The 24,897-nt window shown below is 73.4% G+C and carries 24 protein-coding genes; 14 read left to right on the top strand and 10 right to left on the bottom strand.

What is annotated here, in order from left to right:
- Positions 1-79: 79 nt before the first annotated feature.
- Positions 80-586 (top strand): hypothetical protein, encoded by a 507-nt coding sequence (locus IF45_RS0100120; protein WP_008411117.1) that lies wholly within the window; start codon positions 80-82, stop codon positions 584-586.
- A gap of 556 nt (positions 587-1,142) precedes the next feature.
- Here IF45_RS0100120 and IF45_RS0100115 read toward each other — a convergent pair.
- The 4 genes from IF45_RS0100115 to IF45_RS0100100 form a co-directional block, all read right to left on the bottom strand.
- A complete protein-coding gene (locus tag IF45_RS0100115; RefSeq protein WP_008411115.1) occupies positions 1,143-1,742 on the bottom strand; it encodes a Maf family protein in 600 nt (199 codons plus the stop codon).
- Between the two features lie 33 nt (positions 1,743-1,775).
- Entirely contained in the window at positions 1,776-1,913 is a 138-nt protein-coding gene (gene mmpB / locus IF45_RS33210) for a morphogenic membrane protein MmpB (protein WP_003948351.1), read from the bottom strand.
- Between the two features lie 107 nt (positions 1,914-2,020).
- On the bottom strand, positions 2,021-2,224 hold the full coding sequence (locus IF45_RS0100105) for an acyl-CoA carboxylase subunit epsilon (RefSeq protein ID WP_030304721.1): 204 nt from the start codon (positions 2,222-2,224) through the stop codon (positions 2,021-2,023).
- Between the two features lie 31 nt (positions 2,225-2,255).
- Positions 2,256-3,863: an acyl-CoA carboxylase subunit beta gene (locus IF45_RS0100100; protein WP_018894341.1), complete on the bottom strand. Its 1,608-nt coding sequence runs from the start codon at positions 3,861-3,863 to the stop codon at positions 2,256-2,258.
- 323 nt (positions 3,864-4,186) lie between these two features.
- Here IF45_RS0100100 and IF45_RS0100095 point away from each other — a divergent pair, with 323 nt between their 5' ends.
- From IF45_RS0100095 to hutH, 5 genes are all read left to right on the top strand, one after another.
- Positions 4,187-5,071: a biotin--[acetyl-CoA-carboxylase] ligase gene (locus IF45_RS0100095; RefSeq protein ID WP_003948348.1), complete on the top strand. Its 885-nt coding sequence runs from the start codon at positions 4,187-4,189 to the stop codon at positions 5,069-5,071.
- Between the two features lie 72 nt (positions 5,072-5,143).
- Positions 5,144-6,391, top strand: coding sequence for an adenylate/guanylate cyclase domain-containing protein (locus IF45_RS0100090; protein ID WP_008411107.1), 1,248 nt, complete (start codon positions 5,144-5,146; stop codon positions 6,389-6,391).
- 312 nt (positions 6,392-6,703) lie between these two features.
- Complete coding sequence (locus IF45_RS0100085; protein ID WP_030304717.1) at positions 6,704-7,492, top strand: enoyl-CoA hydratase/isomerase family protein; 789 nt, start codon at positions 6,704-6,706, stop codon at positions 7,490-7,492.
- Positions 7,493-7,885: 393 nt separating this feature from the next.
- A complete protein-coding gene (locus IF45_RS0100080) occupies positions 7,886-9,067 on the top strand; it encodes a GGDEF domain-containing protein (RefSeq protein ID WP_010638388.1) in 1,182 nt (393 codons plus the stop codon).
- An 86-nt stretch (positions 9,068-9,153) separates the two neighbouring features.
- On the top strand, positions 9,154-10,695 hold the full coding sequence (hutH, locus tag IF45_RS0100075; RefSeq protein ID WP_008411102.1) for a histidine ammonia-lyase: 1,542 nt from the start codon (positions 9,154-9,156) through the stop codon (positions 10,693-10,695).
- Between the two features lie 251 nt (positions 10,696-10,946).
- On the opposite strand, the gene IF45_RS0100070 is transcribed toward hutH, so the two are convergent.
- Entirely contained in the window at positions 10,947-11,261 is a 315-nt protein-coding gene (locus IF45_RS0100070; RefSeq protein ID WP_003948343.1) for a hypothetical protein, read from the bottom strand.
- Positions 11,262-11,680: 419 nt separating this feature from the next.
- Here IF45_RS0100070 and IF45_RS0100065 point away from each other — a divergent pair, with 419 nt between their 5' ends.
- The 4 genes from IF45_RS0100065 (at position 11,681) to IF45_RS0100050 (ending at position 16,456) form a co-directional block, all read left to right on the top strand.
- The gene (locus tag IF45_RS0100065; RefSeq protein WP_003948341.1) at positions 11,681-12,940 is read left to right on the top strand and encodes a L,D-transpeptidase; all 1,260 of its coding nucleotides are present in this window, start codon (positions 11,681-11,683) and stop codon (positions 12,938-12,940) included.
- Between the two features lie 125 nt (positions 12,941-13,065).
- A complete protein-coding gene (locus tag IF45_RS0100060) occupies positions 13,066-14,559 on the top strand; it encodes an ABC transporter permease (RefSeq protein ID WP_030304715.1) in 1,494 nt (497 codons plus the stop codon).
- Between the two features lie 53 nt (positions 14,560-14,612).
- Entirely contained in the window at positions 14,613-15,302 is a 690-nt protein-coding gene (locus IF45_RS0100055) for an ABC transporter ATP-binding protein (protein WP_003948339.1), read from the top strand.
- A 110-nt stretch (positions 15,303-15,412) separates the two neighbouring features.
- Positions 15,413-16,456 carry an NAD(P)-dependent alcohol dehydrogenase gene (locus tag IF45_RS0100050; RefSeq protein ID WP_030304713.1) on the top strand — a complete coding sequence of 348 codons (1,044 nt, stop codon included), beginning with the start codon at positions 15,413-15,415 and terminating at the stop codon, positions 16,454-16,456.
- A 25-nt stretch (positions 16,457-16,481) separates the two neighbouring features.
- Here IF45_RS0100050 and IF45_RS0100045 read toward each other — a convergent pair whose 3' ends face one another.
- The gene (locus tag IF45_RS0100045; protein ID WP_008411090.1) at positions 16,482-17,015 is read right to left on the bottom strand and encodes a DinB family protein; all 534 of its coding nucleotides are present in this window, start codon (positions 17,013-17,015) and stop codon (positions 16,482-16,484) included.
- A 94-nt stretch (positions 17,016-17,109) separates the two neighbouring features.
- Positions 17,110-18,213, bottom strand: coding sequence for a hypothetical protein (locus IF45_RS0100040; RefSeq protein WP_008411088.1), 1,104 nt, complete (start codon positions 18,211-18,213; stop codon positions 17,110-17,112).
- 129 nt (positions 18,214-18,342) lie between these two features.
- Here IF45_RS0100040 and IF45_RS0100035 point away from each other — a divergent pair, with 129 nt between their 5' ends.
- Positions 18,343-19,509, top strand: a complete 1,167-nt coding sequence (locus IF45_RS0100035; RefSeq protein WP_008411086.1) for a cystathionine gamma-synthase — start codon at positions 18,343-18,345, stop codon at positions 19,507-19,509.
- A gap of 75 nt (positions 19,510-19,584) precedes the next feature.
- Here IF45_RS0100035 and IF45_RS33205 read toward each other — a convergent pair whose 3' ends face one another.
- From IF45_RS33205 to IF45_RS0100020, 3 genes are all read right to left on the bottom strand, one after another.
- Positions 19,585-19,836: a hypothetical protein gene (locus IF45_RS33205; protein ID WP_030304710.1), complete on the bottom strand. Its 252-nt coding sequence runs from the start codon at positions 19,834-19,836 to the stop codon at positions 19,585-19,587.
- Entirely contained in the window at positions 19,833-20,321 is a 489-nt protein-coding gene (locus IF45_RS0100025) for a sigma factor-like helix-turn-helix DNA-binding protein (protein ID WP_018894348.1), read from the bottom strand. Before IF45_RS0100025 ends, IF45_RS33205 begins: the two co-directional genes overlap by 4 nt.
- A gap of 79 nt (positions 20,322-20,400) precedes the next feature.
- On the bottom strand, positions 20,401-20,937 hold the full coding sequence (locus IF45_RS0100020; protein ID WP_003948332.1) for a MarR family winged helix-turn-helix transcriptional regulator: 537 nt from the start codon (positions 20,935-20,937) through the stop codon (positions 20,401-20,403).
- Between the two features lie 175 nt (positions 20,938-21,112).
- Between IF45_RS0100020 and ilvA the strand changes: the two genes are divergently transcribed.
- From ilvA to IF45_RS0100005, 3 genes are all read left to right on the top strand, one after another.
- Complete coding sequence (gene ilvA, locus IF45_RS0100015; protein ID WP_003948331.1) at positions 21,113-22,342, top strand: threonine ammonia-lyase; 1,230 nt, start codon at positions 21,113-21,115, stop codon at positions 22,340-22,342.
- Between the two features lie 350 nt (positions 22,343-22,692).
- Positions 22,693-23,730 (top strand): daunorubicin resistance protein DrrA family ABC transporter ATP-binding protein, encoded by a 1,038-nt coding sequence (locus tag IF45_RS0100010; protein ID WP_030304707.1) that lies wholly within the window; start codon positions 22,693-22,695, stop codon positions 23,728-23,730.
- Positions 23,730-24,581 carry an ABC transporter permease gene (locus IF45_RS0100005; RefSeq protein ID WP_003948328.1) on the top strand — a complete coding sequence of 284 codons (852 nt, stop codon included), beginning with the start codon at positions 23,730-23,732 and terminating at the stop codon, positions 24,579-24,581. Before IF45_RS0100010 ends, IF45_RS0100005 begins: the two co-directional genes overlap by 1 nt.
- Positions 24,582-24,897: the final 316 nt, after the last annotated feature.

Here is a 24,897-nt window from a genome sequence, read left to right as displayed (position 1 = left end):
CCCCGCCGACGCACCCGACCGGGCTGGCGCGCGGGCCGAGGTTCCGGCCGCCCGGCCGGACGGAGCAGGGGGTGGCGCGGTGGTACGGAGAGTGGCGGCGGTCGCGGCGGGAGTCGTGCTGTTCGCGGAGGCGTTCGGCGTCTTCATGTTGCTGATGACGGTCGGCATCGTGGTGGAGAACCAGTCGATGTCCCTCGACGGGCTCGACCCGGCGATGATGTCCGGCGGGGCGCTCGGCTTCGGCATCTTCTCGGCGGTCTTCCTCGCCGGCTGCGGTCTGGTGCTGCTGCTCGTCGGCGTGCGCGACCGCGCCCCGGCACGCTTCGCCCGCATCCTGCTGGTCGTGGTCGCCGTCGTCCACGGGGTCCTCGGCGCCCTCACCGTCGGCCTGGTCGGCTGGGAAGCCTTCGCCGTACTGATGGTGGTGCTCGCGCTCATCGTCTTCACGCTGGTGGCTTACGGACCGGGCGGTCGGCCGCAGAAGCCGGAGGCGCAGCAGGGCGCGGGCTCCGAGCAGGGCGAGGAGCGGACGCAGAAGCAGGAGTCGTTCCCCGGGGAGCCGGGGCCGAAGCCCGCCGCCTCCTAGTCCGAGGCGCATGGGGCCTGTTGAGCCGTCCCGCGTCATGAGCCGCCCCTCCCCCCTCTTCTTCCCGCGTGCGGCCCGCCCGGCCCGCTCCGCGTACCCCTCGCGCCGCCGTACGGCCTGAACTCGTGTGCGAGGAAGTCCTGTCCGCTTCTCGGGGCATCTACGCGCCGTTGTCCGCATATCCCCCATTCGAGCGAACGAGGGTCTCAGGGCTGGTCGATCACGCTTGCGATGACTACTCTCCGTAATCGACAGCGTGATGCACGACTCTGGAGGTTCGGTGCGCAGTCTCGTTCCGGCGGCGGTGGCCGTCGCCCTCTTTCCTCGCGGCACGGATGCCGCTGGCCCGGCAACCTGCGGCGGAACCAGCCGACTTCAGGGACCAGGTGGTCCGGAACCGGCGAGCGCGGGCAGCCCGAACTCTCCGCCCTCCCGTCGGTCCGGTCGCGTACCGGGGCAGGGTGGAGTCACTGACGGTGTCCGGTGGAGGCCGTGGTGGCGTGGCCTGTGGATTCCGGCCCGGGGGCGGCCGGGCCGGGGGTTCGGGGTGGGTCCGCTACTCCCAGAAGTCGGTGATCGCCAGGTCGAGTTCGGTGAGGAGGCGGCGCAGCAGGGGCAGCGAGAGGCCGATCACGTTGCCGGGGTCGCCGTCGATGCCGTCGATGAACGGCGCCGACCGGCCGTCCAGGGTGAACGCCCCGGCCACGTGCAGCGGTTCACCGCTCGCCACGTAGGCGGCGATCTCCTCGTCCGAGGGCTCGCCGAAACGGACCGTGGTGGAGGCGGTGGCGGAGGCCCGGCGGCCGCTGGCCGTGTCGATCACGCAATGGCCGGTGCGCAGCACGCCGTCGCGTCCCCGCATCGCCTTCCAGCGGGCCGTCGCGTCCTCGGCGTCGGCCGGCTTGCCGAGCGCCACCCCGTCCAGGTCCAGCACCGAGTCGCAGCCGATCAGGACCGAGCCCGCCGCCTCGGGCCTGAGCGCCACCGCGGCCGCCTTGGCCTCGGCCAGGACCAGCGCCAGCGCGCCGGGGGAGTCGGCGGTCAGCGCGTCCTCGTCCACCCCGCTGACGATCACCTCGGGCGCCAGCCCGGCCTGCCTCAGCAGACCGAGACGGGCGGGGGAGGCCGATGCCAGGACCACACGACGATTACTCATCCCCCGACCCTAACCGCCCGCCCGGGGCCCTCGTCAGCGAAGCCCCAGCACACACATCACGACCACCGCCGCCACCGCCAGCAGCACCCACGCGCGGCGCAGCATCGCCTGTGCCTCGCGGGCCGCGCGGGGCACCTCTTCCTCACGTTCCACGGAATCGGACCACAGCATGAATCCGATCCTCCGCTCCGCCCGCCGGAGGCGCTTGAGTACGGATACTCAAGCGCCTCCCGGGCCACCGGGGAGCCCGGTGCCGCGCCCACGCGGGGCGGCGGAGCCTACGACGGCCAGAACGTCCGCGCCCACGAGCGCGGGCCGGGCGCCGGCATCCGGGTCCGGGCGACGCGCGCCGGGTCGGACCAGCCCTCGGGCGGGCGCGGCCCCTCGTCGGAACCGGGCGCGGAGGCGGCCCGTGCCCGGACCACGGCGAGCGCGGCGGCCAGTTCCTCCGGCGTCGGGTTGCCCCGTACCACCTTGATCATCATCTCGGGCCTCCAGGCAGTGCCGAATCCGTCAGAGCGGGATGTTGCCGTGCTTCTTCGGCGGCAGGCTCTCCCGCTTGGTGCGCAGCTGCCGCAGCCCGCGCACGATGTGGCTGCGGGTGTCGGACGGCATGATCACCGCGTCGATGTAGCCGCGCTCGGCCGCCGTGTAGGGGTTGAGCAGCGCCTCCTCGTACTCCTGGATGAGGCGCGTGCGGACCGCCTCCAGCTCCTCGGCGGGGGTCTGCGCCAGGGTGCGGCGGTGCAGGATGTTGACCGCGCCCTGCGCGCCCATCACCGCGATCTGCGCCGTCGGCCAGGCCAGGTTGAGGTCGGCGCCCAGGTGCTTGGAGCCCATCACGTCGTACGCCCCGCCGAACGCCTTGCGGGTGATCACGGTGATCAGCGGCACCGTCGCCTCGGCGTAGGCGTAGATCAGCTTGGCGCCGCGGCGGATGATGCCGGTGTGCTCCTGGTCGACGCCCGGCAGGAAGCCCGGCACGTCGACGAAGGTCAGGACCGGGATGTTGAAGGCGTCGCAGGTCCGCACGAAGCGGGCGGCCTTCTCGCTCGCGTCGATGTCCAGACAGCCGGCGAACTGCATCGGCTGGTTGGCGACGACGCCCACCGGGTGGCCCTCGACCCGGCCGAAGCCGGTGACGATGTTCGGGGCGAACAGGGCCTGCGTCTCCAGGAACTCCCCGTCGTCCACCACGTGCTCGATGACCCGCAGCATCTCGTACGGCTGGTTGGCGCTGTCCGGGACGATGACGTCCAGTTCGCGGTCCTCGTCGCTGATCTCCAGGTCGGCCTCCTCGGCGAAGACCGGGGCCTCGCTGAGGTTGTTCGACGGCAGGTAGGACAGCAGGGACTTGACGTACTCGATGGCGTCCTTCTCGTCGCCCGCCATGTGGTGCGCGACGCCCGAGGTCGCGTTGTGGGTCCGCGCGCCGCCCAGCTCCTCGAAGCCGACGTCCTCGCCGGTGACCGTCTTGATGACGTCCGGGCCCGTGATGAACATGTGCGAGGTCTGGTCGACCATCACCGTGAAGTCGGTGATCGCCGGCGAGTAGACCGCGCCGCCCGCCGCCGGGCCCACCACCAGGGAGATCTGCGGGATCACGCCGGAGGCGTGGGTGTTGCGGCGGAAGATCTCGCCGTACATGCCGAGGGCGCTCACGCCCTCCTGGATGCGCGCGCCGCCGGAGTCGTTGATGCCGATGACCGGGCAGCCGTTCTTCAGCGCGAAGTCCATCACCTTGATGATCTTCTGTCCGAAGACCTCGCCGAGCGCCCCGCCGAAGACCGTGAAGTCCTGCGAGAAGACCGCCACGGGCCGGCCGTCGACCATGCCGTAACCCGTCACGACGCCGTCCCCGTAGGGGCGGTTCGCCTCCAGGCCGAAGTTGGTGGAGCGGTGCCGGGCGAACTCGTCCAGCTCCACGAAGGAGCCCTCGTCGAGAAGGAGACCGATGCGCTCACGCGCCGTCAGTTTGCCCTTGGCGTGCTGCTTCTCGACCGCACGCGCGGAACCGGCGTGCGTGGCCTCCTCGATCCGGCGCTGCAGGTCCGCGAGCTTGCCCGCGGTGGTGTGCAGCTCGGGGTTGGGCGGTGTGGTGGCGTTTTCCGGCGCGGACATCGGGATGCGGCTCCCTGCCTGGTCACGAGGGGTGGACGGTCGGCGTCCGGCGCCGTGAGGGCGGCTGCCGGAGGCCGGGACGGCGCAAGGCCGCTGAGCTACTGTTCCGTAGCGTATCGGCGCCGCTCCGCTTCGTCAGTGCGGTGTTTGCCACACACGTGTGCGCTTGCGTACGGAGTGAAGAGGGGCATTCCGGGGGAGACGAGGGACCCCGCCGGGCAGGGCTGCCGGCGGACGCCGGGGGCGCGGGAGCCCCCGTCGGCCCGGTCCGGCCGGGTGCGGGCGTTGGCCAGGAGTGCCCGACGAGGGGCAGGCTAAGAGCCATGACACCGACCGACCGCCCCGGGCGTAACGGCCCCGCTCCCTGGTCCGACCTCAGCAGGCCCCCGCTCCACGAGTCCGCGCTGCGGCGTGCGCTCGTGCGGCCCGGCGGACTCTGGACCTCCCTCGACGTGGTCCAGGAGACCGGCTCCACCAACGCCGACCTCGCCGCCCGGGCCCCGGAGCTGCCCGAGGGCACGGTCCTCGTGGCCGAGGAGCAGCTCTCCGGGCGCGGCCGCCTCGACCGGCGCTGGTCGGCTCCGGCCCGGTCCGGGATCTTCTTCTCGGTCCTGCTGCGTCCCACGGCGCCCGTGGAGAAGTGGGGCTGGCTGCCGCTGCTCACCGGCGTCGCCGTCGCCTCGGCCGTCTCCCGGATCGCGGGCGTCGACACCGGACTCAAGTGGCCCAACGACCTCATGGTCACCGTGGGCGACGAGGAGCGGAAGGCGGGCGGCATCCTCGCGGAGATGGCGGGCGGCGGCATCGTGATCGGCGTCGGCATCAACGTCACGCTCCGCGCCGACGAGCTGCCCGTCCCCACCGCGGGCTCGCTCGGCCTCGCCCAGGCCGCCGTCACCGACCGGGACCCGCTGCTGCGGGCCGTCCTGCGGTCGCTGGAGGAGTGGTACGGGCGCTGGCAGGAGGCGGGCGGTGACGCCGCCGCCTCCGGGGTGCAGGCGGCGTACGCGGCGGGGTGCGTCACCCTCGGCCGTGCCGTGCGGGCCGAGCTGCCGGGCGGGGAGGCGCTCACCGGGGAGGCGGTGGCCCTCGACGCGGAGGGCCGGCTCGTCCTCGCCACCAGGGACGGCGTGCAGCGTCCGGTGGGTGCCGGGGACATCGTCCACCTGCGCCCGGACGGTCCCCCGGAGGGCTCCGGCGGGGAGTGAGCCACGGCACACCTGCCGTATCGTTGGGCCCGGTCCACAGGCGACCGCCGCAGATCGGAAGGGCAGCTGGCAGTGACCGTCGACGACACGGGTTCCGGTACCGGGACGCCGCGCGGTCCCCACGGCCGGGACACCGGCGGCGGGGCCGGGGCGTCCGACAGCGCTGCCCCCGACGGCGCCGCGCCGGGCGGTGGGCGCGGGCCCGCCTCCGGTGCCCCCGAGCGTGGTCTGCCCGATCTTCCCGACCGGTCCGAGCGCGGTGGCGAGCCGCAGGAGGACGGCGGGCAGACCGAGCCCAAGCAGGACCCGCTGGCCCTGCGGATCGAGGGGCTGATCCTCGGGGCGGAGCGCCGGTACACGCCGTTCCAGGCCGCCCGGGCCGCCGGGGTCTCCATGGAGCTGGCGTCCCGGTTCTGGCGCGCCATGGGGTTCGCCGACATCGGGCAGGCCAAGGCCCTCACCGAGGCGGACGTCCTGGCGCTGCGGCGACTGGCCGGTCTGGTCGAGGCGGGGCTGCTCAGCGAGGCCATGGCCGTCCAGGTGGCCCGGTCCACCGGGCAGACCACGGCCCGGCTGGCCGAATGGCAGATCGACTCCTTCCTGGAAGGGCTCACCGAGCCGCCCGAGCCCGGGATGACCCGGACCGAGGTCACGTATCCGCTGATCGAGCTGCTCCTGCCGGAGCTGGAGGAGTTCCTCGTCTACGTGTGGCGGCGGCAGCTGGCCGCCTCCACCGGGCGGGTCATCCAGGTGGCGGACGACGAGGAGATGGTCGACCGGCGGTTCGCGGTCGCCTTCGCGGACCTCGTCGGCTTCACCCGGCTGACCCGGCGCATGGAGGAGGAGGAGCTCGGGGAGCTGGTCGAGGCGTTCGAGACCACCGCGGCCGACCTGGTGGCCGCACGGGGCGGGCGCCTGGTCAAGACCCTCGGGGACGAGGTGCTCTTCGCCGCGGACGACGCGGGGACGGCCGCGGAGATCGCCCTGCTGCTGATCGAGACCATGGCCAACGACGGGAGCATGCCCGAGCTGCGCGTGGGGATGACCTTCGGGACCATCACCACCCGGATGGGCGATGTCTTCGGGACGACCGTGAACCTCGCCTCCCGGCTCACCTCCATCGCCCCCAAGAACGCGATCCTGGTGGACAGCGCGTTCGCCGCCGAACTGGTGCGGACCGGGGAGGCGCCCGCCTCCGAGGCGGAGGCCGCTGCCGCGGAGGAGCCCGGGGAGTACCGGTTCGCCCTGCAGCCGATGCATCAGCGGCCGGTGCGGGGGCTCGGGGCGGTCGAGCCCTGGCTGCTCACGCGCCGGGACTGAACTCCCCGCGAGGGCGGTGAGCGGGCGTCGTTTCCACCTGCGCCGACCCGGGGCGGACGCCCATCGGCCTCGTCACCCCCCGTCCGGCCGTGGTGGCCGTGGGGTGGCCTCAAGCGCCGGCCGGGCTGTGGTGGGTTGCCCGGTCCGGTTCGCGGGCGCCGGTCTCTGGTGGGTTGTCCGGTCCGGTTCGCAGGTGCCGGTTCCTGATGGACTCAAGCGCCGGCCGGGCTCTGTCCGGCCGGGCTCTATGGGGTGTGTGGGGTGCTGGCTAGGATCGGGGTAACGATCGTTAACCTCAGCCAGGAGCAGGCCATGCCGCAGACCGCAGAGCACCTCACGATCACCCGCCACGGCCACGTGGCAGAACTGGCCCTGAACCGCCCCGAGGCGATGAACGCCGTCTCCACCGACCTGGCGCGTCAACTGGCAGCCGCCTGCGAGGAGCTGGCGCGCGATCAGGACGTACGGGTCGCCGTGCTGACCTCCACGCACCCCAAGGCGTTCTGCGTGGGGGCCGATCTGAAGGAGCGCAACCGCTTCACCGACGCCGAGCTGGTCCGGCAGCGGCCCACCGCGCGGGCCGCCTACACGGGGGTGCTGGAGCTGCCGATGCCGACCATCGCGGCGGTCCACGGGTATGCCCTCGGGGGCGGTTACGAACTGGCGCTGGCCTGCGACCTGATCGTCGCCGACCCCACGGCGGTGGTGGGGCTGCCCGAGGTCTCCGTGGGCGTGATCCCGGGCGGGGGCGGTACGCAGCTCCTGCCGCGCCGGGTGGGTGCGGCCCGCGCGGCCGAGTTGGTCTTCAGCGCCCGCCGGGTCGCCGGGGCGGAGGCCCTCGCCCTCGGACTGGTCGACCGGCTGGCCGAGGAAGGGCAGGACCGCGCGGAGGCCCTGGAGCTGGCGACGGCCATGGCCGCGCACTCCCCGGTCGGCCTGCGCAACGCCAAGCGTGCCCTGCGCCTCGGGCAGGGCCTGGACCTGCGAGCCGGCCTGGAGGTCGAGGACGCGGCCTGGCGTGCCACCGCCTTCTCCGGCGACCGCGCCGAGGGCGTCGCCGCCTTCAACGAGAAGCGCGCCCCGAAGTGGCCCGGAGAGTGAGCGCGCCCTCGGGGCCGCACGCGTCCGGAACGGTCGACGGCTGACCCGCCGGACCGGCGCTGTGCGTGTCCGCCGTTTCCTGCCGGGGCGCCGTCGAGGGCCGTGCCCGCGCTCCGGCGGTGACGTCCCGAGCGCGGGCACGGCCCGGTGTCGTGTTCCGTCCCGTGGCCACGGCAGGCGCGGGTTCGAGCCCGGCGCCTCGGTCCGGCTCCGGTGGTTCGCCGGGGGAGTCGCTGCCGGTCCGGGCAAGGAAGGTCGGCCGTCACCCGGCCCGTCCGGCCCGGCCTCACTCGACTCCGCCCGACAACGCCCGGTCCAGGCCGGAGCCGGGCCCCGCGCCCCGTAGCGCAGCAAAAAGTCTCACTTGGTGGCATATGTCCATAGCCTGGAGGGATGGGAGACGATCTCCGGCTCCGGGCCGTGGTGGGGCTGGCGCAGGCGATGGCCGCTGCTCAGGGGCCCCGTGAGGTGTGGCGGGCCGCTGCGCTCGGGGCCTGCCGGGCGCTCGGGGGGAGTTTCGCGGCGCTCTCGGTCTGGGAGCGGGAGCAGGGGCGGTTGCGGGTGCTGGTCAACGCGGGGCGGCTGGCGGCGGGGGAGGAGGAGTATCCGGAGGCGGAGACGTATCCGGTGCACCAGTTCCCGGAGATCACGGAGTTCCTGCACGAGCGGTGGGCGGGGGGCGGGGAGCCGGACGCCTGGGTGGAGACGGCGGACGGGCGGGCCGAGGGGCGGCCCGGTTACTGCCATCAGCGGGTGGCGGCGCTGCGGCGGCGGGGCCGGGGCTGTTGTGTGGTGGCGCCGATCGTGCTGCACGGGCACGCCTGGGGCGAGCTGTACGTGGCGCGGGACGCGGGGGCCGAGGTGTTCGGGCGGGCCGACGCCGATTTCGCGACGGTGCTGGCGGCGGTGGCGGCCGCCGGGATCGTGCAGTGCGAGCGGCTGGAGGAGGCGCGGCGGCTGGCGTACACGGACGCGTTGACGGGGCTGGCCAACCGGCGGGCGGTCGACGCGCGACTCGACGAGGCGGTGGAGGCGCACCGGGCCGAGGGTGCCGTGGTGTCGCTGGTGGTCTGCGACGTGAACGGGCTCAAGCGGGTCAACGACACCCACGGCCACGCGGTCGGCGACCGGCTGCTGGAGCGGTTCGGCTCGCTGCTGTCGCTCTGCGGGGCGATGCTGCCGGGGACGCTGGCGGCCCGGCTCGGCGGGGACGAGTTCTGCCTGGTCAGCGTCGGCCCCGAGGCGGACGAGGTGGTGGCGGTGGCCGAGGAGCTGTGCGAGCGGGCGTACGGGCTGGCGACGGGGGAGGGGGTGGCCTGCGGGGTCGCCTCGACGGGAGACGCGATCGGCGAGGTCCGCTCGGCGCGCCGGCTCTTCCGGCTGGCGGACGCCGCGCAGTACCGGGCGAAGGCGGTACGGGCCCGGGGGCCGGTCGTCGCCGGCCGCGAGGCCGAGCCGGAGACCGGCGCCGACGCGGTGCTGAAACTGGCCGACACCCCGCCGCCGGAGGGCGGCGAGCGGCGGCGGCTGCGCGGGCGCAGAGGCGGCAGCGGTGGCGCGGGTGCTCCGGGATGACCGGGCCCGCCCCAGGTGAAACCGGTAACGGTCTCCCCCGCCCACCACCCGTGACAGCGCGGGATTCACTGCGTACGCTCCTGAATATGGATATGCACACTGTGGTGGTGGGAACCTCCGGCACCAGCGCGGCCGACGTCGTCGCGGTCGCCCGTGACGGAGCCCGCGTCGCACTCTCCCCGGAAGCCCTGGCCGCGCTCGCCCACGCCAGGGAGGCGGTCGACGCGCTGGCCGCCAAGCCCGAACCGGTCTACGGGGTCTCCACCGGGTTCGGCGCCCTCGCCACCCGGCACATCGGCCCGGAGCTGCGCACCCAGCTCCAGCGCAACATCGTGCGCTCGCACGCGGCGGGGATGGGCCCGCGGGTGGAGCGCGAGGTGGTGCGGGCGCTGATGTTCCTGCGGCTGAAGACGCTCTGCTCCGGTTACACCGGCGTCCGCCCCGAGGTGGCGCAGACCGTCGCCGACGTGCTGAACGCGGGGATCACCCCGGTGGTGCACGAGTACGGCTCGCTGGGCTGCTCCGGCGACCTGGCGCCGCTCAGCCACTGCGCGCTGGCCCTGATGGGCGAGGGGGACGCCGAGGGTCCCGACGGCACCGTGCGGCCCGCCGCCGAGCTGCTGGCCGAGCACGGCATCACCCCGGTCGAGCTGCGCGAGAAGGAGGGGCTCGCGCTGCTCAACGGCACCGACGGCATGCTCGGCATGCTGGTCATGGCCCTCGCCGACCTCGACCGGCTCTACACCACGGCCGACATCACCGCCGCCCTCACCCTGGAGGCGCTGCTCGGCACCGACCGCGTCCTCGCCCCCGAGCTGCACGCCGTCCGCCCGCACCCGGGCCAGGCGGCCTCCGCCGCCAACATGGCCGCCGTGCTGGCCGGCTCCGGGCTGGTCGGCGGGCACCAGGACGACGCCCCGCGCGTACAGGACGCGTACTCGGTGCGGTGTGCGCCCCAGGTCGCCGGGGCGGGCCGGGACACGCTGGCGCACGCCCGGCTCGTGGCCGAGCGCGAGCTGGCGGCGGCCGTGGACAATCCGCTGGTCATCGACGGGCGCGTGGAGTCCAACGGCAACTTCCACGGGGCGCCCGTCGCCTATGTGCTGGACTTCGTGGCCATCGCCGTCGCCGACCTTGCCTCGATCGCCGAGCGGCGTACCGACCGGCTGCTGGACAAGAACCGGTCGCACGGGCTGCCGCCCTTCCTCGCCGACGACCCGGGCGTCGACTCCGGCCTCATGATCGCCCAGTACACGCAGGCCGCCCTGGTCAGCGAGTTGAAGCGGCTCGCCGTCCCGGCCTCCGCCGACTCGATCCCGTCCTCCGCGATGCAGGAGGACCACGTCTCCATGGGCTGGTCCGCCGCCCGCAAGCTGCGGACCGCCGTGGACGCGCTGGCCCGGGTGCTCGCGGTCGAGCTGTACGCGGCGACCCGCGCCGTCGAGCTGCGGGCCGGTCTCACCCCGGCCCCGGCCTCCGCCGCCGTCATCGCGGCGCTGCGCGCGGCCGGTGTCGAGGGCCCGGGACCGGACCGGGTGCTCGCCCCGGACCTGGCGCTGACCACCGAGTTCGTCCGCTCCGGCCGCCCGGTCGAAGCCGCCGAGCAGCACACCGGGCCGCTGGCCTGAGCAACTGCCCCGCCGGGTGACGGCGGGGTGGGGAGGGGTGCGGGCGCCGCCGTCCGGCGGGAGGGGGTCGGACGGGGGCGCCCGTAAGAAGTGAGGGGTGGGGTGGTTCGCGCGGGAGTGTGCGCGGGGGGTGCCGGAGGTGTGGCTGATTGTCGCCGGTGGCGGGATGTGGGGGTTTTGGGGGAGAGGGCTGCGGGGAGCGGGCGGGCCGTGTGGCGTACGGCACGGGCCCGCGCCCCGCGACGGCGGGATCAGGTCAGTCCCGCGTCCTCGGTGACCCAGGGGCCGCGGCGGGCCGAGTAGGCCACGAAGCCCGCCCCGACCAGCAGGAACGCGGTTCCGCCGACGAGGTACGGGGTGGTGTCCACGCTGCCGGAGTCGGCGAGCAGGAGCTCCTCGCCGGCCGGTTCGGCGGCGGAGCCGGCCGTGGTGGCGGCCCGCTCCTCCTGCGGGGCGGTGTCGCCCGCCGTGCCGGAGGCGTTGGCGGACGGCACGAACCACAGCGCCCCCAGCAGGGTGGCGGCGGTGGTGGCGGTGAGAAGTGATCGTCGTGCGGTGGACGACACGGAAGCGATCCCCCTTGTGGCGCTGGCGAATTGGCCGTGTGGGGGCGATGGTAATGACCGCCCGCGACGGGGGAAAGCGGAGGGGTTGGTTACGGGACGGGCTACGACCCGGGGGCATGAGTGTGCGACGGTGGAGCACAACGGTTCGTATGAGTTCGGGCGAATTGGGCAGGAGACCACCGTCCCGGCAGTGGCCGAATCCGGTCGCCCCTGGTGGCCGGTGGTGTGAGCTGCTAGAACGTCCCCTGACGGGCGGTCGTGGCGTAGCTCACATCGGTGAGTGAAGTGGAACCGGACTTACCGGGCGGGTGTTGTACACCTGTAGTGGGGACAGGCGTCCTTGGAGGGCGCGGTCCGGACCGCGTCAGGGGCCGGGCCGCCGGGACGTCCGGGGATCAGCAACGATGGAGAAGCGTGTGATGACGGACAGCAAGCGGCGCAGGGCTCTGTCGGCCGCGTCCGCACTGCTCGGCGGAGTGCTCGTGCTCACGGCGTGCGGTGGCGGCGACGACGGCGGGAGCGGCGGGGGATCGTCGGAGAGCCGCGAGAAGTCGCAGGCGGAGGTCGACGAGGCCGCGGCGAAGAAGACCTCTGCGGCCCGAATAAAGATCACGCCCAAGGACGGCGCGGACAACGCCAGCATCAACAACGACGCCGAGGTCTCCGTCACCAAGGGCAAGCTGACCGACGTCAGCATGAAGTCCGCCGACGGTACCGACGTGCCGGGCACCTTCTCCGCCGACAAGACCTCCTGGAAGCCCGAGGGCCAGCTCCAGCGCGCCACGGTCTACAAGATCGCCGCCGAGGCGGCGGACTCCGAGGGCCGCAAGGCCCACGAGAACGCCTCCTTCACCACCGTCTCGCCGGACAACAGCTTCATCGGCAACTTCACGCCGGAGGACGGCTCGACCGTCGGCGTCGGCATGCCCGTCTCGATCAACTTCGACAAGGGCATCACCAACAAGGCGGCCGTGCAGAACGGCATCAAGGTCTCCAGCAGCAGCGGCCAGGAGGTCGTCGGCCACTGGTTCAACGAGAAGCGCCTCGACTTCCGCCCCGAGGACTACTGGGCCGGCAACTCCACCGTCACCCTCAAGCTCGACCTCGACGGCGTCGAGGGCGCGGACGGCGTCTACGGCGTCCAGCAGAAGACGGTCACCTTCAAGATCGCCCGCAACCAGGTCAGCATCGTCGACGCCAAGACCAAGACGATGAAGATCACCCGGGACGGCAAGACGGTCAAGACCATCCCGATCTCGGCCGGCTCGCCCGACAACAAGACGTACGAAGGCCGGATGGTGATCTCCGAGAAGTTCAAGGAGACCCGGATGAACGGCGCCACCGTCGGCTTCACCGACGACGACGGCAAGGGCGAGTACGACATCAAGGACGTGCCGCACGCCATGCGGCTCTCCACCTCGGGCACCTTCATCCACGGCAACTACTGGGGCGACAAGTCGATCTTCGGCAACGCCAACACCAGCCACGGCTGTGTCGGTCTCGCCGACGCCAAGGGCGCCAACGACGCCTCCACCCCCGGCGCCTGGTTCTACAACAACTCGATGGTCGGTGACGTGGTCGACGTCCGGAACACCGGCGACAAGACCATCGCCCCCGACAACGGCCTCAACGGCTGGAACATGGACTGGGCCCAGTGGAAGGCCGGCTCCGCCGTCTGATCCTGTCCCCGTCCGGTAGCGCACCGGCCCCGAAGACCCCGCGTCCCTCCCGGGCGCGGGGTCTTCTCATGCCGCTCTCACGTACGCCTTAACCGTTCATCACGGAGCGTTCCTACGGTCGCGGCATGTTCCTCACCTACCTCCGGCGCGAACTGCGGCGCCGCAGAAAGGCGGCGCTCGTCGTCGCCTCCGGGCTCGCGCTCGGCATCGCGCTGGTCATCGTCGTCACCTCGGTCACCGCCGGCATGCAGCGCGCCCAGGACCAGGTCCTCGGCTCCCTCTACGGCCTGGGCACCGACCTGACCGTCACCAAGGCCCGCTCCGCCCCGGCCGACGGCGAGCGCCCCGAGCGCCCCACCTTCGACTTCGACGCGGACGAGGACGGCGAGGAACAGTCCGGCGAACGCCTCGTCGTCCAGGGCCTCGCCACCCTGGACGCCGCCACCGTCACCACCGCCGCCGCCCAGGACGGCGTCGCCCGCGCCGCCGGCGGCCTCAGCCTCACCAGCATCAGCGTCGACGGCCAGTTCCGCCGCGGCCAGGTCCAGCAGGACGACAGCTCCGACGGCTCCGCCACCCCACCCAACGGCGGCCCCGGAGGCGGCGGTTCGGGCGGACCGGGCGGCGGCTCCGGCGGCCGCGTCGAGGGCGGCGGCGCCGCCTTCGGCATCGACTCCTTCACCGTCTACGGCACCGACGTCACCGCCGACGGCCTCGGCCCCCTCGCCTCCTCGACCCTCACCGAAGGACGCGCCTTCACCAAGGCCGACACCGACGCCGCCGTGGCCGTCGTGGACAGCGGCTACGCCCAGCAGGAGAAGCTCGCCAAGGGCGACAAGGTCACCGTCGGCGGAACCAAGTTCACCGTCGTCGGCATCGCCACCGCCGACAGCGGCCAGGCCGCCGCCGACGTCTACCTCCCGCTGAAGCGCGCCCAGACCCTGGCCGACGCCAAGGACAAGATCACCACCGTCTACGTCCAGGCCGCCGACTCCCAGCAGATCGGCACGCTCAAGACGGCGCTCACCAAGAAGCTGCCCGGCACCACCGTCACCAGCTCCGCCGACCTCGCCGACACCGTCTCCGGCTCCCTCTCCACCGCCGCCTCGCTCGCCGGAACCGTCGGCCGCTGGCTCTCCTGGACCGTGCTCGCCGCCGCCTTCCTGGTCGCCGGGCTGCTCACCACGGCCTCGGTCGGCCGCCGGGTCCGCGAGTTCGGCACGCTCAAGGCGCTCGGCTGGCGCAGCGGGCGCGTCACCCGGCAGATCGTCGGCGAGGCCGTGGTCAACGGCCTGATCGGCGGCGTCCTCGGCATCGCGGTCGGCCTCGGCGCCGCCTACGCCATCACGGCGGCCGGACCGACGCTCACCGCCCAACTGGGCTCCCTCGGCGGGGGCATGGGTGGTGGCGGCATGGGCGGCGGCATGGGGCGCGGGCCCGGCGGCGGTTCGGGCGCCGGGGCGCAGAGCCTGGACGTCGCGCTCACCGCGCCGGTCTCCGCGACCACCCTCGCGCTCGCCGTCGGCCTGGCCGTCGCCGGGGGCCTGGTCGCCGGGGCGTTCGGCGGCTGGCGGGCCTCGCGGCTGCGGCCCGCCGACGCCCTGCGGCGGGTGGAGTGAGACCCGGCTCCCCGTCCCCGGCCCGCACCCCCATCCCACGCAGGAGCAGCACCATGTACCGACTCAGCGGTGTCACCAAGCACTACCGGCGCGGCAAGCAGACCGTCGCGGCCCTCGACGGTGTCGACCTCACCCTCGCCGACGGCGACCGGCTCGTCATCCAGGGCCCCACCGGCGGCGGCAAGTCGACCCTCCTCCAGATGCTCGGCGGACTCGACCGGCCCACCTCCGGCACCGTCGAACTCGACGGCACCGACCTCGCCGCGCTCCCCGAGGCCCGCCTCACCCGGGTACGCGCCGAGACCATCGGCTTCGTCTTCCAGAGCTTCAACCTCATCCCCACCCTCACCGCCCAGGAGAACGTCGAGACGGCCCTGGTCCCGCTCGGACTGCGCGCCGCCGACCGCCGCGAACGGGCCGCCGAGGCGCTCGCCTCCGTGGGCCTGGGCGAACGCGTCGGCCACGTCCCGGCCGAGCTCTCCGGCGGCCAGCAGCAGCGCGTCGCCATCGCCCGGGCCCTGGTCAAGCGCCCCAAGGTGCTCCTCGCCGACGAACCCACCGGCAACCTCGACACCGCCACCCGCGACGACATCATGGAGCTGCTCGACGCACTCTGGCGCGAGCACGGCCTCACCTTCGTCATGGTCACCCATGACCCCGCCCTCACCCGCCGCGCCGACCGCCTCGCCACCCTCACCGGCGGCAGCCTCGCCCTCACCGAGAACCGCGCGGACGCCTCCTGAAGCCGTGGTTCCGGGGCGGGCGAGGGCCCGCCCCGGAACCGTTGGCCCCTACACGGGGTGACGCCGTAGGGTCGGGAGGCTGAACCCTGTACGACCTGGAGGCCACCCCCATGACCCAGACGGTTCCCGCCTACGCGGCCCCCGCGCCCGGCGCACCCCTGGAGCGCACGACCATCGAGCGGCGCACCCCCGGTCCGCACGACGTGCTGATCGACATCGCCTACGCGGGCATCTGCCACAGCGACATCCACCAGGCCCGCGACGGCTGGGCCGAGGGCATCTTCCCGATGGTCCCCGGCCACGAGATCGCCGGGACGGTCGCCGCCGTGGGCGAGGCCGTGACGCGCTTCTCCGTGGGCGACCGGGTCGGCGTCGGCTGCATGGTCGACTCCTGCCGCACCTGCGAGTTCTGCCTCGCCGGCCAGGAGCAGAACTGCGCCAACGGCTCCACCGGCACCTACAACGCGATAGGCCGGGACGGTGAGCCCACCTACGGCGGCTACGCGACCCACGTCGTCGTCGATGAGAACTTCACCGTCCGCATCCCCGACAGCCTGCCGCTGGACGTGGCCGCGCCGCTGCTCTGCGCCGGCATCACCGTGTACTCCCCGCTGCGCCACTGGCAGGCGGGCCCCGGCAAGAAGGTCGCCATCGTCGGCCTCGGCGGGCTCGGGCACATGGGCGTCAAGATCGCCCACGCGCTCGGCGCCGAGGTGACCGTGCTCAGCCAGTCCCTGCGCAAGCGCGAGGACGGCCTGAAGCTCGGCGCCGACCACTACCACGCCACCGCCGACGGCACGGTCTTCGACGAACTGGCCGGCACCTTCGACCTGATCGTCTCCACCGTCTCGGCCCCGCTCAAGCTCGGCGGCTACCTCAAGCTGCTCCGCCCCGACGGCGCCCTCGTCAACGTCGGCGCCCCCGAGGAGCAGGTCTCGCTCAACCTCTTCTCGCTGATCGGCGGCCGCAAGACGCTGGCCGGCTCCAACATCGGCGGCATCCCCGAGACCCAGGAGATGCTGGACTTCTGCGCCGAACACGGCCTCGGCGCCGAGATCGAGGTGATCCGCGCCGACCAGATCAACGAGGCGTACGAGCGGGTCGTCAACAGCGACGTGCGCTACCGCTTCGTCATCGACACCGCCACCATCTGACCGGCGCGGGCCGCCCGGCCCGGCCTCAGACGCCGACGGCCCCGTCGACCCCCTCGCGCAGGAGGTCGGCGTGGCCGTTGTGGCGGGCGTAGTCGTGGATCAGGTGGAGCATGATCGCCCGCAGGGACACCTCGGCCTCCCACCGCGGGGACCAGGCCGTCTCGTCCAGCGAGGCGGCCGCCGCCTCGATCCGCCGGGCGTGCGCCACCTCGGCCTGCCACACCGCGAACGCCTCCCCGGCGTCCGCCCGCGCCGCGTCGTACGCCACCTGGAAGTCGCCCTCCGGCGACCACACCAGCCCGATCTCCTCACCGGCGAAGGTCCGGCGGAACCAGGCCCGTTCGACCTCGGCCATGTGCCGGACCAGCCCCAGCAGCGACAGCGCCGAGGGCGGCGAGGACTTCGTACGGAGCTGTTCGGTGGTCAGCCCGGCGCACTTGGCCAGCAGCGTCGCCCGGTGGAAGTCCAGATGGCCGCGGAGCGACTCCCGCTCACTGCCGTTCACCGGCGGTGAGACCCGCTCCGCCAGCCCGTCCACCGGCACCACGATCCCGCTCATACGAGCCCCCGTCCTCCTCGCGCCGACGGGAGTCTCCCGCCGCGCCGGAGCGATCATGCCAGGCGGGCGGCGTCCCGTCGCCGGTGTTTTGGGCTCAGCCGCGCAGGGTGGCCGGGCTGCCGCCGTTGGCCTCGTACCCGCCGACCGCCAGTGCGCGGTAGACGGCGAACTGCGCGGCCGGGTCGGCCGACAGGGTCCACGGCAGCGCGCCCACGTACCCGTCGACACGGACGAGCTGGTGCATCGCCTCGCCCCACCGCTCCGAGCTGACCAGGAAGAAGACCAACAGGTGCCGGACGTGCGGCAGCACCGGATCGTCCTGGCGCGCCGACTGGGCGGCGAACTGGGCGCCCTCCAGGGCCCGGGTGAAGACCTGGCTCTGGAAGAAGTTACGGACCAGGTTCACCTCGGGCAGGTGCTCGTACAGGGAGAAGAGGGGCAGCGCCGAGAGCAGCGAGCCGCCCGGCGCGCGGGCCGCGGCCGCCTCGGCGAACGCCATCGACTGCTGCCGCGAGCCGTGCCACTTCTCCGACCAGTACGGCAGCGCCACCAGATGCGCCCCCATGTGCGCCGGGGCGCGGTCCAGGATCTTCAGCCAGAGCTGGTCGAACTCCTGCTGGGTGTAGCCGAGCCCGCGCGCCACGGCCAGCTCGCTGATGTACGGCACCGGGTCGCCCGGGGCGAGCAGCGCGGCCTGGGCCACGGCCGACCGCGCCTCCTCCAGGATGATCCGGAAGTCGTCGCTCCCGGCCGTGGAGGAGCGCCACGCCTGCTGCACCAGGAACTCGGCGTGCACCGCGGCGCCGCCCGCGTCCTTGGGCTCCTGCGCCCGCCAGTCGCGCAGCCAGCGGCCGCCCTCGCCCGGACGCTGCTGGAGCTCCAGCGAGGCGGCCCCGGCGAACGCCTGCACGCGCTGCCAGCGCAGCTCGCCGTGTTTGTCGGTGCCGGCCAGCAGCTGGGAGGCGGCCCGCCAGTCCTGGGTGCGCTGGACGACGTCGAGGACGTCGAGGAGGTCCTGGTCGGGGCCGGGCAGGCGGATGTCGAGGGTCTCCTGCGGGCGGAAGCCGTACTGGGCCGGGTCGGCCGCCTCGGGGGTGCCGGGCTGCACCTGCCGTATCCCGCGGCGGCGCCGCAGGATGACCGGTCCGAGGACCGCTCCGATCATGACCACTGCCATCAGGGCCCACAAGAGTTCCATGGCTCCAAGCGAACCAGACGGCGCCGACAGTTGGCGAACCCCCTCCGTAACGGACTGGTCTCCATCCGCAGGCGGGACGGGTGCCACAACGGCCTGAACGGGGCCGCGGAGGCACTAGGCTCGGGCCGCATGAGCGACAGGCACAGTGACGGGCACGGCACGCACGGCTTCGAGACCGTGGCGATCCACGCCGGAAACACTCCCGACCCGATGACCGGGGCCGTGGTCCCCGCGATCTACCAGGTGTCCACGTACAAGCAGGACGGCGTGGGCGGGCTGCGCGGCGGCTACGAGTACAGCCGCAGCGGCAACCCGACCCGGACCGCGCTGGAGGAGAACCTCGCGGCGCTCGAAGGCGGCCGGCGCGGCCTCGCCTTCGCCTCGGGGCTCGCGGCCGAGGACTGCCTGCTGCGGACCCTGCTGGCCCCCGGCGACCACCTCGTCATCCCCGACGACGCCTACGGCGGCACCTTCCGGCTGATCTCCAAGGTCGTGGCCCGCTGGGGCGTCGACTACACCGTGGCCGACACCTCGGACCCGGCGGCCGTCCGGGACGCGCTGACCGACCGCACCAAGGCGATCTGGGTCGAGACCCCCTCCAACCCGCTGCTCGGCATCAGCGACATCGCGGCGCTCGCCGGGGTCGCACGCGCCGCCGGGGTGCGCCTGGTGGTCGACAACACCTTCGCCTCGCCCTACCTCCAGCAGCCGCTGGCGCTCGGCGCCGACGTCGTCGTGCACTCCACCACCAAGTACATGGGCGGCCACTCCGACGTGGTCGGCGGCGCCCTGGTCACCGACGACCAGGAGCTGGCCGACGAACTGGCCTACCACCAGAACGCCATGGGCGCGGTGGCCGGCCCCTTCGACTCCTGGCTGGTGCTGCGCGGCATCAAGACGCTGGCGGTGCGGATGGACCGCCACTCGGCCAACGCCGAGCGGATCGTCGAGATGCTCAGCCGCCACCCCAAGGTCACCAAGGTCCTCTACCCGGGGCTCGCCGAGCACCCCGGCCACGAGGTCGCCGCCAAGCAGATGCGTTCCTTCGGCGGCATGGTCTCCTTCCAGGTCGCCGGTGGCGAGGAGGAGGCGGTCGCCGTCTGCGACCGGACCAAGGTCTTCACCCTCGGTGAGTCCCTCGGCGGCGTCGAGTCCCTCATCGAGCACCCCGGCCGGATGACGCACGCCTCGGTGGCCGGCTCCCAGCTGGAGGTCCCCTCCGACCTGGTGCGCCTCTCCGTCGGCATCGAGAACGCCGACGACCTGCTCGCCGACCTCCAGCAGGCGCTGGGCTGAACGGCACACGGGCGCAGGCCGGTACGCCGGTGAGCGCGGGGCCGGGTCCGTACGGGGGCCCGGCCCCGCGCCGTGTCACCAGCCGGTCAGCGGCGGCGTGACGGGCATCTCGGGCGCGGCCCAGGGCCGGGCCACCACCAGCCAGACGACCACCCCGGCCACGACCGCCGTCCCCACCACCCAGAGGAACCGGCGCGCCCCGGCCCGCAGACGGCGCAGCCGCTCACCCCGGCGCACCGCCTCGGCCAGCAGCTCCTGCGGTACGGGCGGCGGCGGGGTGTCGAGCAGCCGGCGGACGTGCTCCTTCCGGCGGTCCTCGCCGCTCACCGGGCCGGCTCCGGGGCACCCGGGGCACCGCCCGGCGGCCGCGCCAGCCGCACCGAGGCCCGCGCCGTCAGCGCCCTGACCCGCTCGGCGGGCAGCCCCAGCAGCGCCGCCGCCTGCTCCTCGGGCACCCCCTCGTACAGCCTCAGGACCACCGCGATGCGCTCGTGCGGGGTGAGGGGACCCAGCGGCCCGGGGTCCCGCGTCCGGCCGGCCGCGCCGAGCCGGCGGTGCCAGGCGGCGCGGGCGTAGCGGGCGACGAGGTCCTGGCGGGTCCGGTCGTACGGGTCGTCGCCGCGCAGGGCGTCCCAGTCGGCGTAGGTGCGGCTGAGTGCGGCGGTGAGCAGGCGGCGGGCGTACGGGGTGCTGCCGGGGGCTTCGCCGGTGAGCAGCACGGCCAGGTGGAGCAGGCGGCCGCCCGCGCCGGCGGCGAAGGAGACGAACGCGCGGGCGCGGGCGGTGCGGGGGATCTCGTGGCCTGGGCTCACCGGGGCCTCCTGCCCGCCGCTGCGGTCCGGCCTCCCATCTGAGGCCAGGGGGCGCGCGGGGTCAAGAGGCGGGGAGGGATCAGCTCTCGGCGGGGTCGGTGCCCGGGGCGCCGCTCTGGGCGAGGCGGTTCTGGCGGGCCACGATCTCCTCGTTGAACCGGGTCAGCAGGCGGCAGAAGGCTTCCTGGTCGCCGTCGCTCCAGCCGCCGGTCAGCTCCTTGAGCAGCTCGCGGCGGCCGGCCCGCACCTCTTCGAGGCGGTTGCGGCCGAGCGCGGAGAGCTGGAGGACGACGGCGCGCCCGTCCTCGGGGTGGCTGGTACGGCTGACCAGTCCGCCGTCGACCAGCGGCGCGACCTGCCGGGTGACCGTGGAGGAGTCGATGCCCATGCTGGCGGCGAGCGCCTTCACGCCCATCGGGCCCTCGTTGTCGAGGTGGTTGAGGAGCAGGTACGCGGCGCGGTCCATCGAGTTGCGGACGGCGCCCACCCCGCCGAGGCGGGTCTGCTCGGCCCGCCGAGCGAAGACGGCGACCTGGTGCTGGAGCGTGTCGAAGAGGGCGGAAGGATCTCCGGGGGCTCCGGAGGGACCCGGAGCGCCGGAAGCGGTGGTCGACATGTCCTCAGTCATGGGCATGGCCAGGGCTCACTTCGTGCGGGAGGGACGGTTGGGGGGACAGCGTACGCGGCCGGGCCGCCGACCGTACGGGCGCTGTCGCGGTTGCCCCGGGCCCGCCGGGGCCGGCGGGGGCGCGGCGTATCGGGGACCGCGCTCCAGCAGCCACACTGGGGCCATGACAGACAGCAAGGCCGTCCAGCCGCCCAGGGTGACGCTCGACGACGTGCGCGGTGCGCAGAAGATGCTCGCCGGGGTGGCGAGGGTCACGATGATGGAGGGCAGCCGCCACCTCTCCGAACTGGTCGGCGCCCCCGTCCATCTCAAGTGCGAGAACCTCCAGCGCACCGGCTCCTTCAAACTCCGCGGCGCGTACGTGCGGATCGCCGGGCTCTCCCCCGAGGAACGGGCCGCGGGCGTGGTCGCCGCCAGCGCGGGCAACCACGCCCAGGGAGTGGCCCTCGCCTCGACCCTGCTGGGCGTCCGCTCCACCGTCTTCATGCCGGTCGGGGCCCCGCTGCCCAAGGTCGCGGCCACCCGGGAGTACGGCGCCGAGGTACGGCTGCACGGCGAGGTGGTCGACGAGACGCTGGCGGCGGCCCAGGAGTACGCGGAGCGGACCGGCGCCGTCTTCATCCACCCCTTCGACCACCCCGACGTCATCGCGGGCCAGGGCACGCTGGGGCTGGAGATCCTGGAGCAGTGCCCCGAGGTGCGCACGATCGTCATGGGCATCGGCGGCGGCGGACTGGCCGCGGGGATAGCGGTCGCGGTCAAGGCGGTCCGCCCCGACGTGCGAATCGTCGGCGTCCAGGCGGCGGGCGCCGCGGCCTACCCGCCCTCGCTGGCCGCGGGCCGGCCGGTGGCGGTCGAGCGCCCGTCGACGATGGCCGACGGGATCAAGGTGGGGCGGCCGGGCGAGGTGCCGTTCCGGATCGTCGGGGAACTGGTCGACGAGGTCGTCACGGTCACCGAGGACGCCCTCTCCAGCGGGCTGCTGCTCTGCCTGGAGCGGGCCAAGCAGGTGGTCGAGCCGGCCGGGGCCAGCCCGGTCGCGGCCCTGCTGAGCAGGCCCGAGGCGTTCGAGGGGCCGGTGGTGGCGGTGCTCTCCGGCGGCAATGTCGACCCGCTGCTGATGCAGCGCGTCCTCACCCACGGCATGGCGGCGGCCGGCCGCTACCTCTCGCTGCGGCTGCGGCTGACCGACAGTCCCGGCGCCCTCGCGACCCTGCTGTCGGTCCTCTCCGGCGTCGACGCCAACGTGCTCGACGTCAGCCATGTGCGGACCGACCCCCGGCTGGGGCTCACCGAGGCGGAGGTGGAGGTCCACCTGGAGACGAAGGGACCCGAGCACTGCGCGAGCGTCGGCGCGGCGCTGCGCGGGGCGGGATACCTCGTCATGGAGTGAGGCGACACGCGCCTCGGCGCGGGGGAGGGGCGGGCACCCGGTCGACCGGGTGCCCGCCCCTTTCGTCTGTTCGCCCTGCTCGCCTTCTCCTTCGCGTGCGTGCGAGCGGGCGGGCGGGCGCGCGTGCGTCGGAGGAGAGCGTTCCCCTTCTCGTCAGGACCGGGGCGCTGGAATCCATTGCGGCACGCGATACATCGCGTTATGGTGTGTCTCGCGCCACCTTCGTCACTCTCCGTGATCAGAGTGAGTCCCCGCCCTTGCTTCGACCTGTCCCCCGCGCGTCGCGAGCATCGCGGACATACCTGAGCAAACCTACTATTCCGCACACGGCATCACGTCAGGAGATCCCTATGCCAGGCGCCATCTACGCGGAAGGTCTCGTCAAGACCTTCGGCGACGTCAGAGCGCTGGACGGCGTCGACCTCGACGTCCCCGAGGGCACCGTCCTCGGCATGCTCGGCCCGAACGGCGCGGGCAAGACCACCGCCGTCCGCTGCCTCACCACCCTCCTCGTGCCCGACAGCGGCCGCGCCCTGGTCGCCGGGATCGACGTGGTCGAGAGTCCGGACGAGGTGCGCCGCGCCATCGGCCTCTCCGGCCAGTTCGCCGCCATCGACGAGTACCTGACCGGACGCGAGAACCTCCAGATGGTCGGCCGCCTCTACCAGCTCTCCGGGCGGGAGGCGAAGGCCCGGGCCGGTGAGCTGCTGGAGCGGTTCGGCCTCGCCGACGCGGGAGACCGCACCGCGAAGACCTACTCCGGGGGCATGCGCCGCCGACTGGACCTCGCCGCGGCCCTCGTCGTCTCCCCGCCGGTGATGTTCATGGACGAACCCACCACCGGCCTCGACCCGCGCAACCGGCAGGCGCTGTGGGACGTCATCCAGGAATTGGTCGAGGGCGGTACCACCCTGCTCCTCACCACCCAGTACCTGGAGGAGGCCGACCACCTCGCCGACGACATCTGCGTCGTGGACCACGGCCGGGTCATCGCCCGGGGCACCTCGGACGAGCTGAAGGCCCGCACCGGCGGCGAGCGGGTCGAGCTGGTCGTGCACGAGCGGGAGCGGATCGCCGACACCGTGGAGGTCCTCACCCGCGTGGGCGAGGGCGCCCCGACGGTCAGCGAGCACACCCGCAAGCTCACCGTCCCGGTCTCCGGCGGCGCCAAACTCCTCGCCGAGGTCATCCGCGAGCTGGACGTGCGCAAGATCGAGATCGACGACATCGGGCTCCGCCGCCCCACCCTCGACGACGTCTTCATCTCCCTGACCGGCCACGCCGCCCAGGCGGCCGAGGGGGAGAACGGCGAGGACGGCGACAGCCCGGCCAACGGAGAGCGCAGTGCGGCCGAGCGCCGTGCCCAGGCCATGAAAGAGGTCGACTGATGAGCACCGTCGCCGAGCACGCCGCCCGCCCCCGGCGCCGCGGGAGAGTCGCCCAGTCGGTCATGGACTCCCTGGTCATGGCCCAACGGAACCTGATCAGAATGACCCGCATCCCCGAGGTCGTCCTCTTCGGGCTCATCCAGCCGATCATGTTCGTGGTGCTCTTCACCTACGTCTTCGGCGGCTCGATCCAGGTGGGGGGCTCGCTCTCGCAGGCGGCCTACCGCGAGTTCCTCATGGCGGGCATCTTCGCGCAGACCGTCACCTTCGCCACCGCCGGTGCCAGCGCCGGCATCGCCGAGGACATGCACAAGGGGCTGGTCGACCGGTTCCGCTCGCTGCCGATGGCCCGGGGCGCGGTGCTCACGGGCCGCACCCTGGCCGACTTCGTGCAGACCGCCCTCACCCTGGTCGTCCTCACCGGTGTGGCGCTCCTCATCGGATGGCGCACCCACGAGAACCTCGGCAGCGTCCTCGCCGGCTTCGGCCTGCTCCTGCTGCTGGGGTACGCCTTCTCCTGGATCGGGGCGCTCATCGGGCTGCTGGTCCGCACCCCGGAGGCGGCCACCTCGGGCGGGCTGATCTGGCTCTTCCCGCTGACCTTCATCTCCAACGCCTTCGTCGACTCCAACAGGCTGCCGACGGTCTTCCGGCACATCGCCGAGTGGAATCCTTTCAGCACGACCGTTCAGGCATGTCGCGAGCTGTTCGGGAACTTGCCGCCCGACTTCGTCACGCCGGACGCGTGGCCCATGCAGCACCCGATCTGGGCCTCGGTCATCTGGTCCCTGATCATCCTGGTGGTTTTCCGCACGCTGGCGGTTCGCCGGTACCGCAAATCCGCCGTCTGACCCACACCGCCCACGCGGCTGCGCCGCGACTAGGGGGTGCCGCTCCTTCCCCGTGCCCGGTCACCGACTGGCCTCAATCGCCGGCCGGGCTGTCATTGGCCTGGGCCGGCCGGGCTGTTGGTCGCCAGGCTCCGTCTCGACCGTGCCGGTCAAAGACTGGCCTCAATCGCCGGCCGGGCTATAGGGATTCGCGGTTCCTCCGGTACGTGGGTGGGGTGGGGCCGCGCCGGGGTACCTCCTCACAAACTGCAGGGTGCGGGGTCAATTGGAGCAAGGCGGCCTAGCGTGCAGTTTGCTGCGGGGGCACCCCGACACG

This window comes from Streptomyces albidoflavus (genome assembly GCF_000719955.1).
GTDB classification, from domain to species: domain Bacteria; phylum Actinomycetota; class Actinomycetes; order Streptomycetales; family Streptomycetaceae; genus Streptomyces; species Streptomyces albidoflavus.
Note: the sequence above shows the minus strand (reverse complement) of the source record. Positions and strands in the feature narration are given on the sequence as shown.

Excerpts from the sequence above, each read along its gene's own strand:
- IF45_RS0100010 (WP_030304707.1), top strand. The coding sequence starts at position 22,693 with ATGCCAGGCGCCATCTACGCGGAAGGTCTCGTCAAGACCTTCGGCGAC.
- IF45_RS0100020 (WP_003948332.1), bottom strand. The coding sequence starts at position 20,937 with ATGTCGACCACCGCTTCCGGCGCTCCGGGTCCCTCCGGAGCCCCCGGA.
- IF45_RS0100065 (WP_003948341.1), top strand. The coding sequence starts at position 11,681 with ATGACGGACAGCAAGCGGCGCAGGGCTCTGTCGGCCGCGTCCGCACTG.
- IF45_RS0100040 (WP_008411088.1), bottom strand. The coding sequence starts at position 18,213 with ATGGAACTCTTGTGGGCCCTGATGGCAGTGGTCATGATCGGAGCGGTC.
- hutH (WP_008411102.1), top strand. The coding sequence starts at position 9,154 with ATGGATATGCACACTGTGGTGGTGGGAACCTCCGGCACCAGCGCGGCC.
- IF45_RS0100095 (WP_003948348.1), top strand. The coding sequence starts at position 4,187 with ATGACACCGACCGACCGCCCCGGGCGTAACGGCCCCGCTCCCTGGTCC.
- IF45_RS0100005 (WP_003948328.1), top strand. The coding sequence starts at position 23,730 with ATGAGCACCGTCGCCGAGCACGCCGCCCGCCCCCGGCGCCGCGGGAGA.
- IF45_RS0100080 (WP_010638388.1), top strand. The coding sequence starts at position 7,886 with ATGGGAGACGATCTCCGGCTCCGGGCCGTGGTGGGGCTGGCGCAGGCG.
- IF45_RS0100085 (WP_030304717.1), top strand. The coding sequence starts at position 6,704 with ATGCCGCAGACCGCAGAGCACCTCACGATCACCCGCCACGGCCACGTG.
- IF45_RS0100100 (WP_018894341.1), bottom strand. The coding sequence starts at position 3,863 with ATGTCCGCGCCGGAAAACGCCACCACACCGCCCAACCCCGAGCTGCAC.
- IF45_RS0100105 (WP_030304721.1), bottom strand. The coding sequence starts at position 2,224 with ATGATCAAGGTGGTACGGGGCAACCCGACGCCGGAGGAACTGGCCGCC.
- IF45_RS0100115 (WP_008411115.1), bottom strand. The coding sequence starts at position 1,742 with ATGAGTAATCGTCGTGTGGTCCTGGCATCGGCCTCCCCCGCCCGTCTC.
- IF45_RS0100050 (WP_030304713.1), top strand. The coding sequence starts at position 15,413 with ATGACCCAGACGGTTCCCGCCTACGCGGCCCCCGCGCCCGGCGCACCC.
- ilvA (WP_003948331.1), top strand. The coding sequence starts at position 21,113 with ATGACAGACAGCAAGGCCGTCCAGCCGCCCAGGGTGACGCTCGACGAC.
- IF45_RS0100060 (WP_030304715.1), top strand. The coding sequence starts at position 13,066 with ATGTTCCTCACCTACCTCCGGCGCGAACTGCGGCGCCGCAGAAAGGCG.
- mmpB (WP_003948351.1), bottom strand. The coding sequence starts at position 1,913 with ATGCTGTGGTCCGATTCCGTGGAACGTGAGGAAGAGGTGCCCCGCGCG.
- IF45_RS0100045 (WP_008411090.1), bottom strand. The coding sequence starts at position 17,015 with ATGAGCGGGATCGTGGTGCCGGTGGACGGGCTGGCGGAGCGGGTCTCA.
- IF45_RS0100035 (WP_008411086.1), top strand. The coding sequence starts at position 18,343 with ATGAGCGACAGGCACAGTGACGGGCACGGCACGCACGGCTTCGAGACC.
- IF45_RS0100055 (WP_003948339.1), top strand. The coding sequence starts at position 14,613 with ATGTACCGACTCAGCGGTGTCACCAAGCACTACCGGCGCGGCAAGCAG.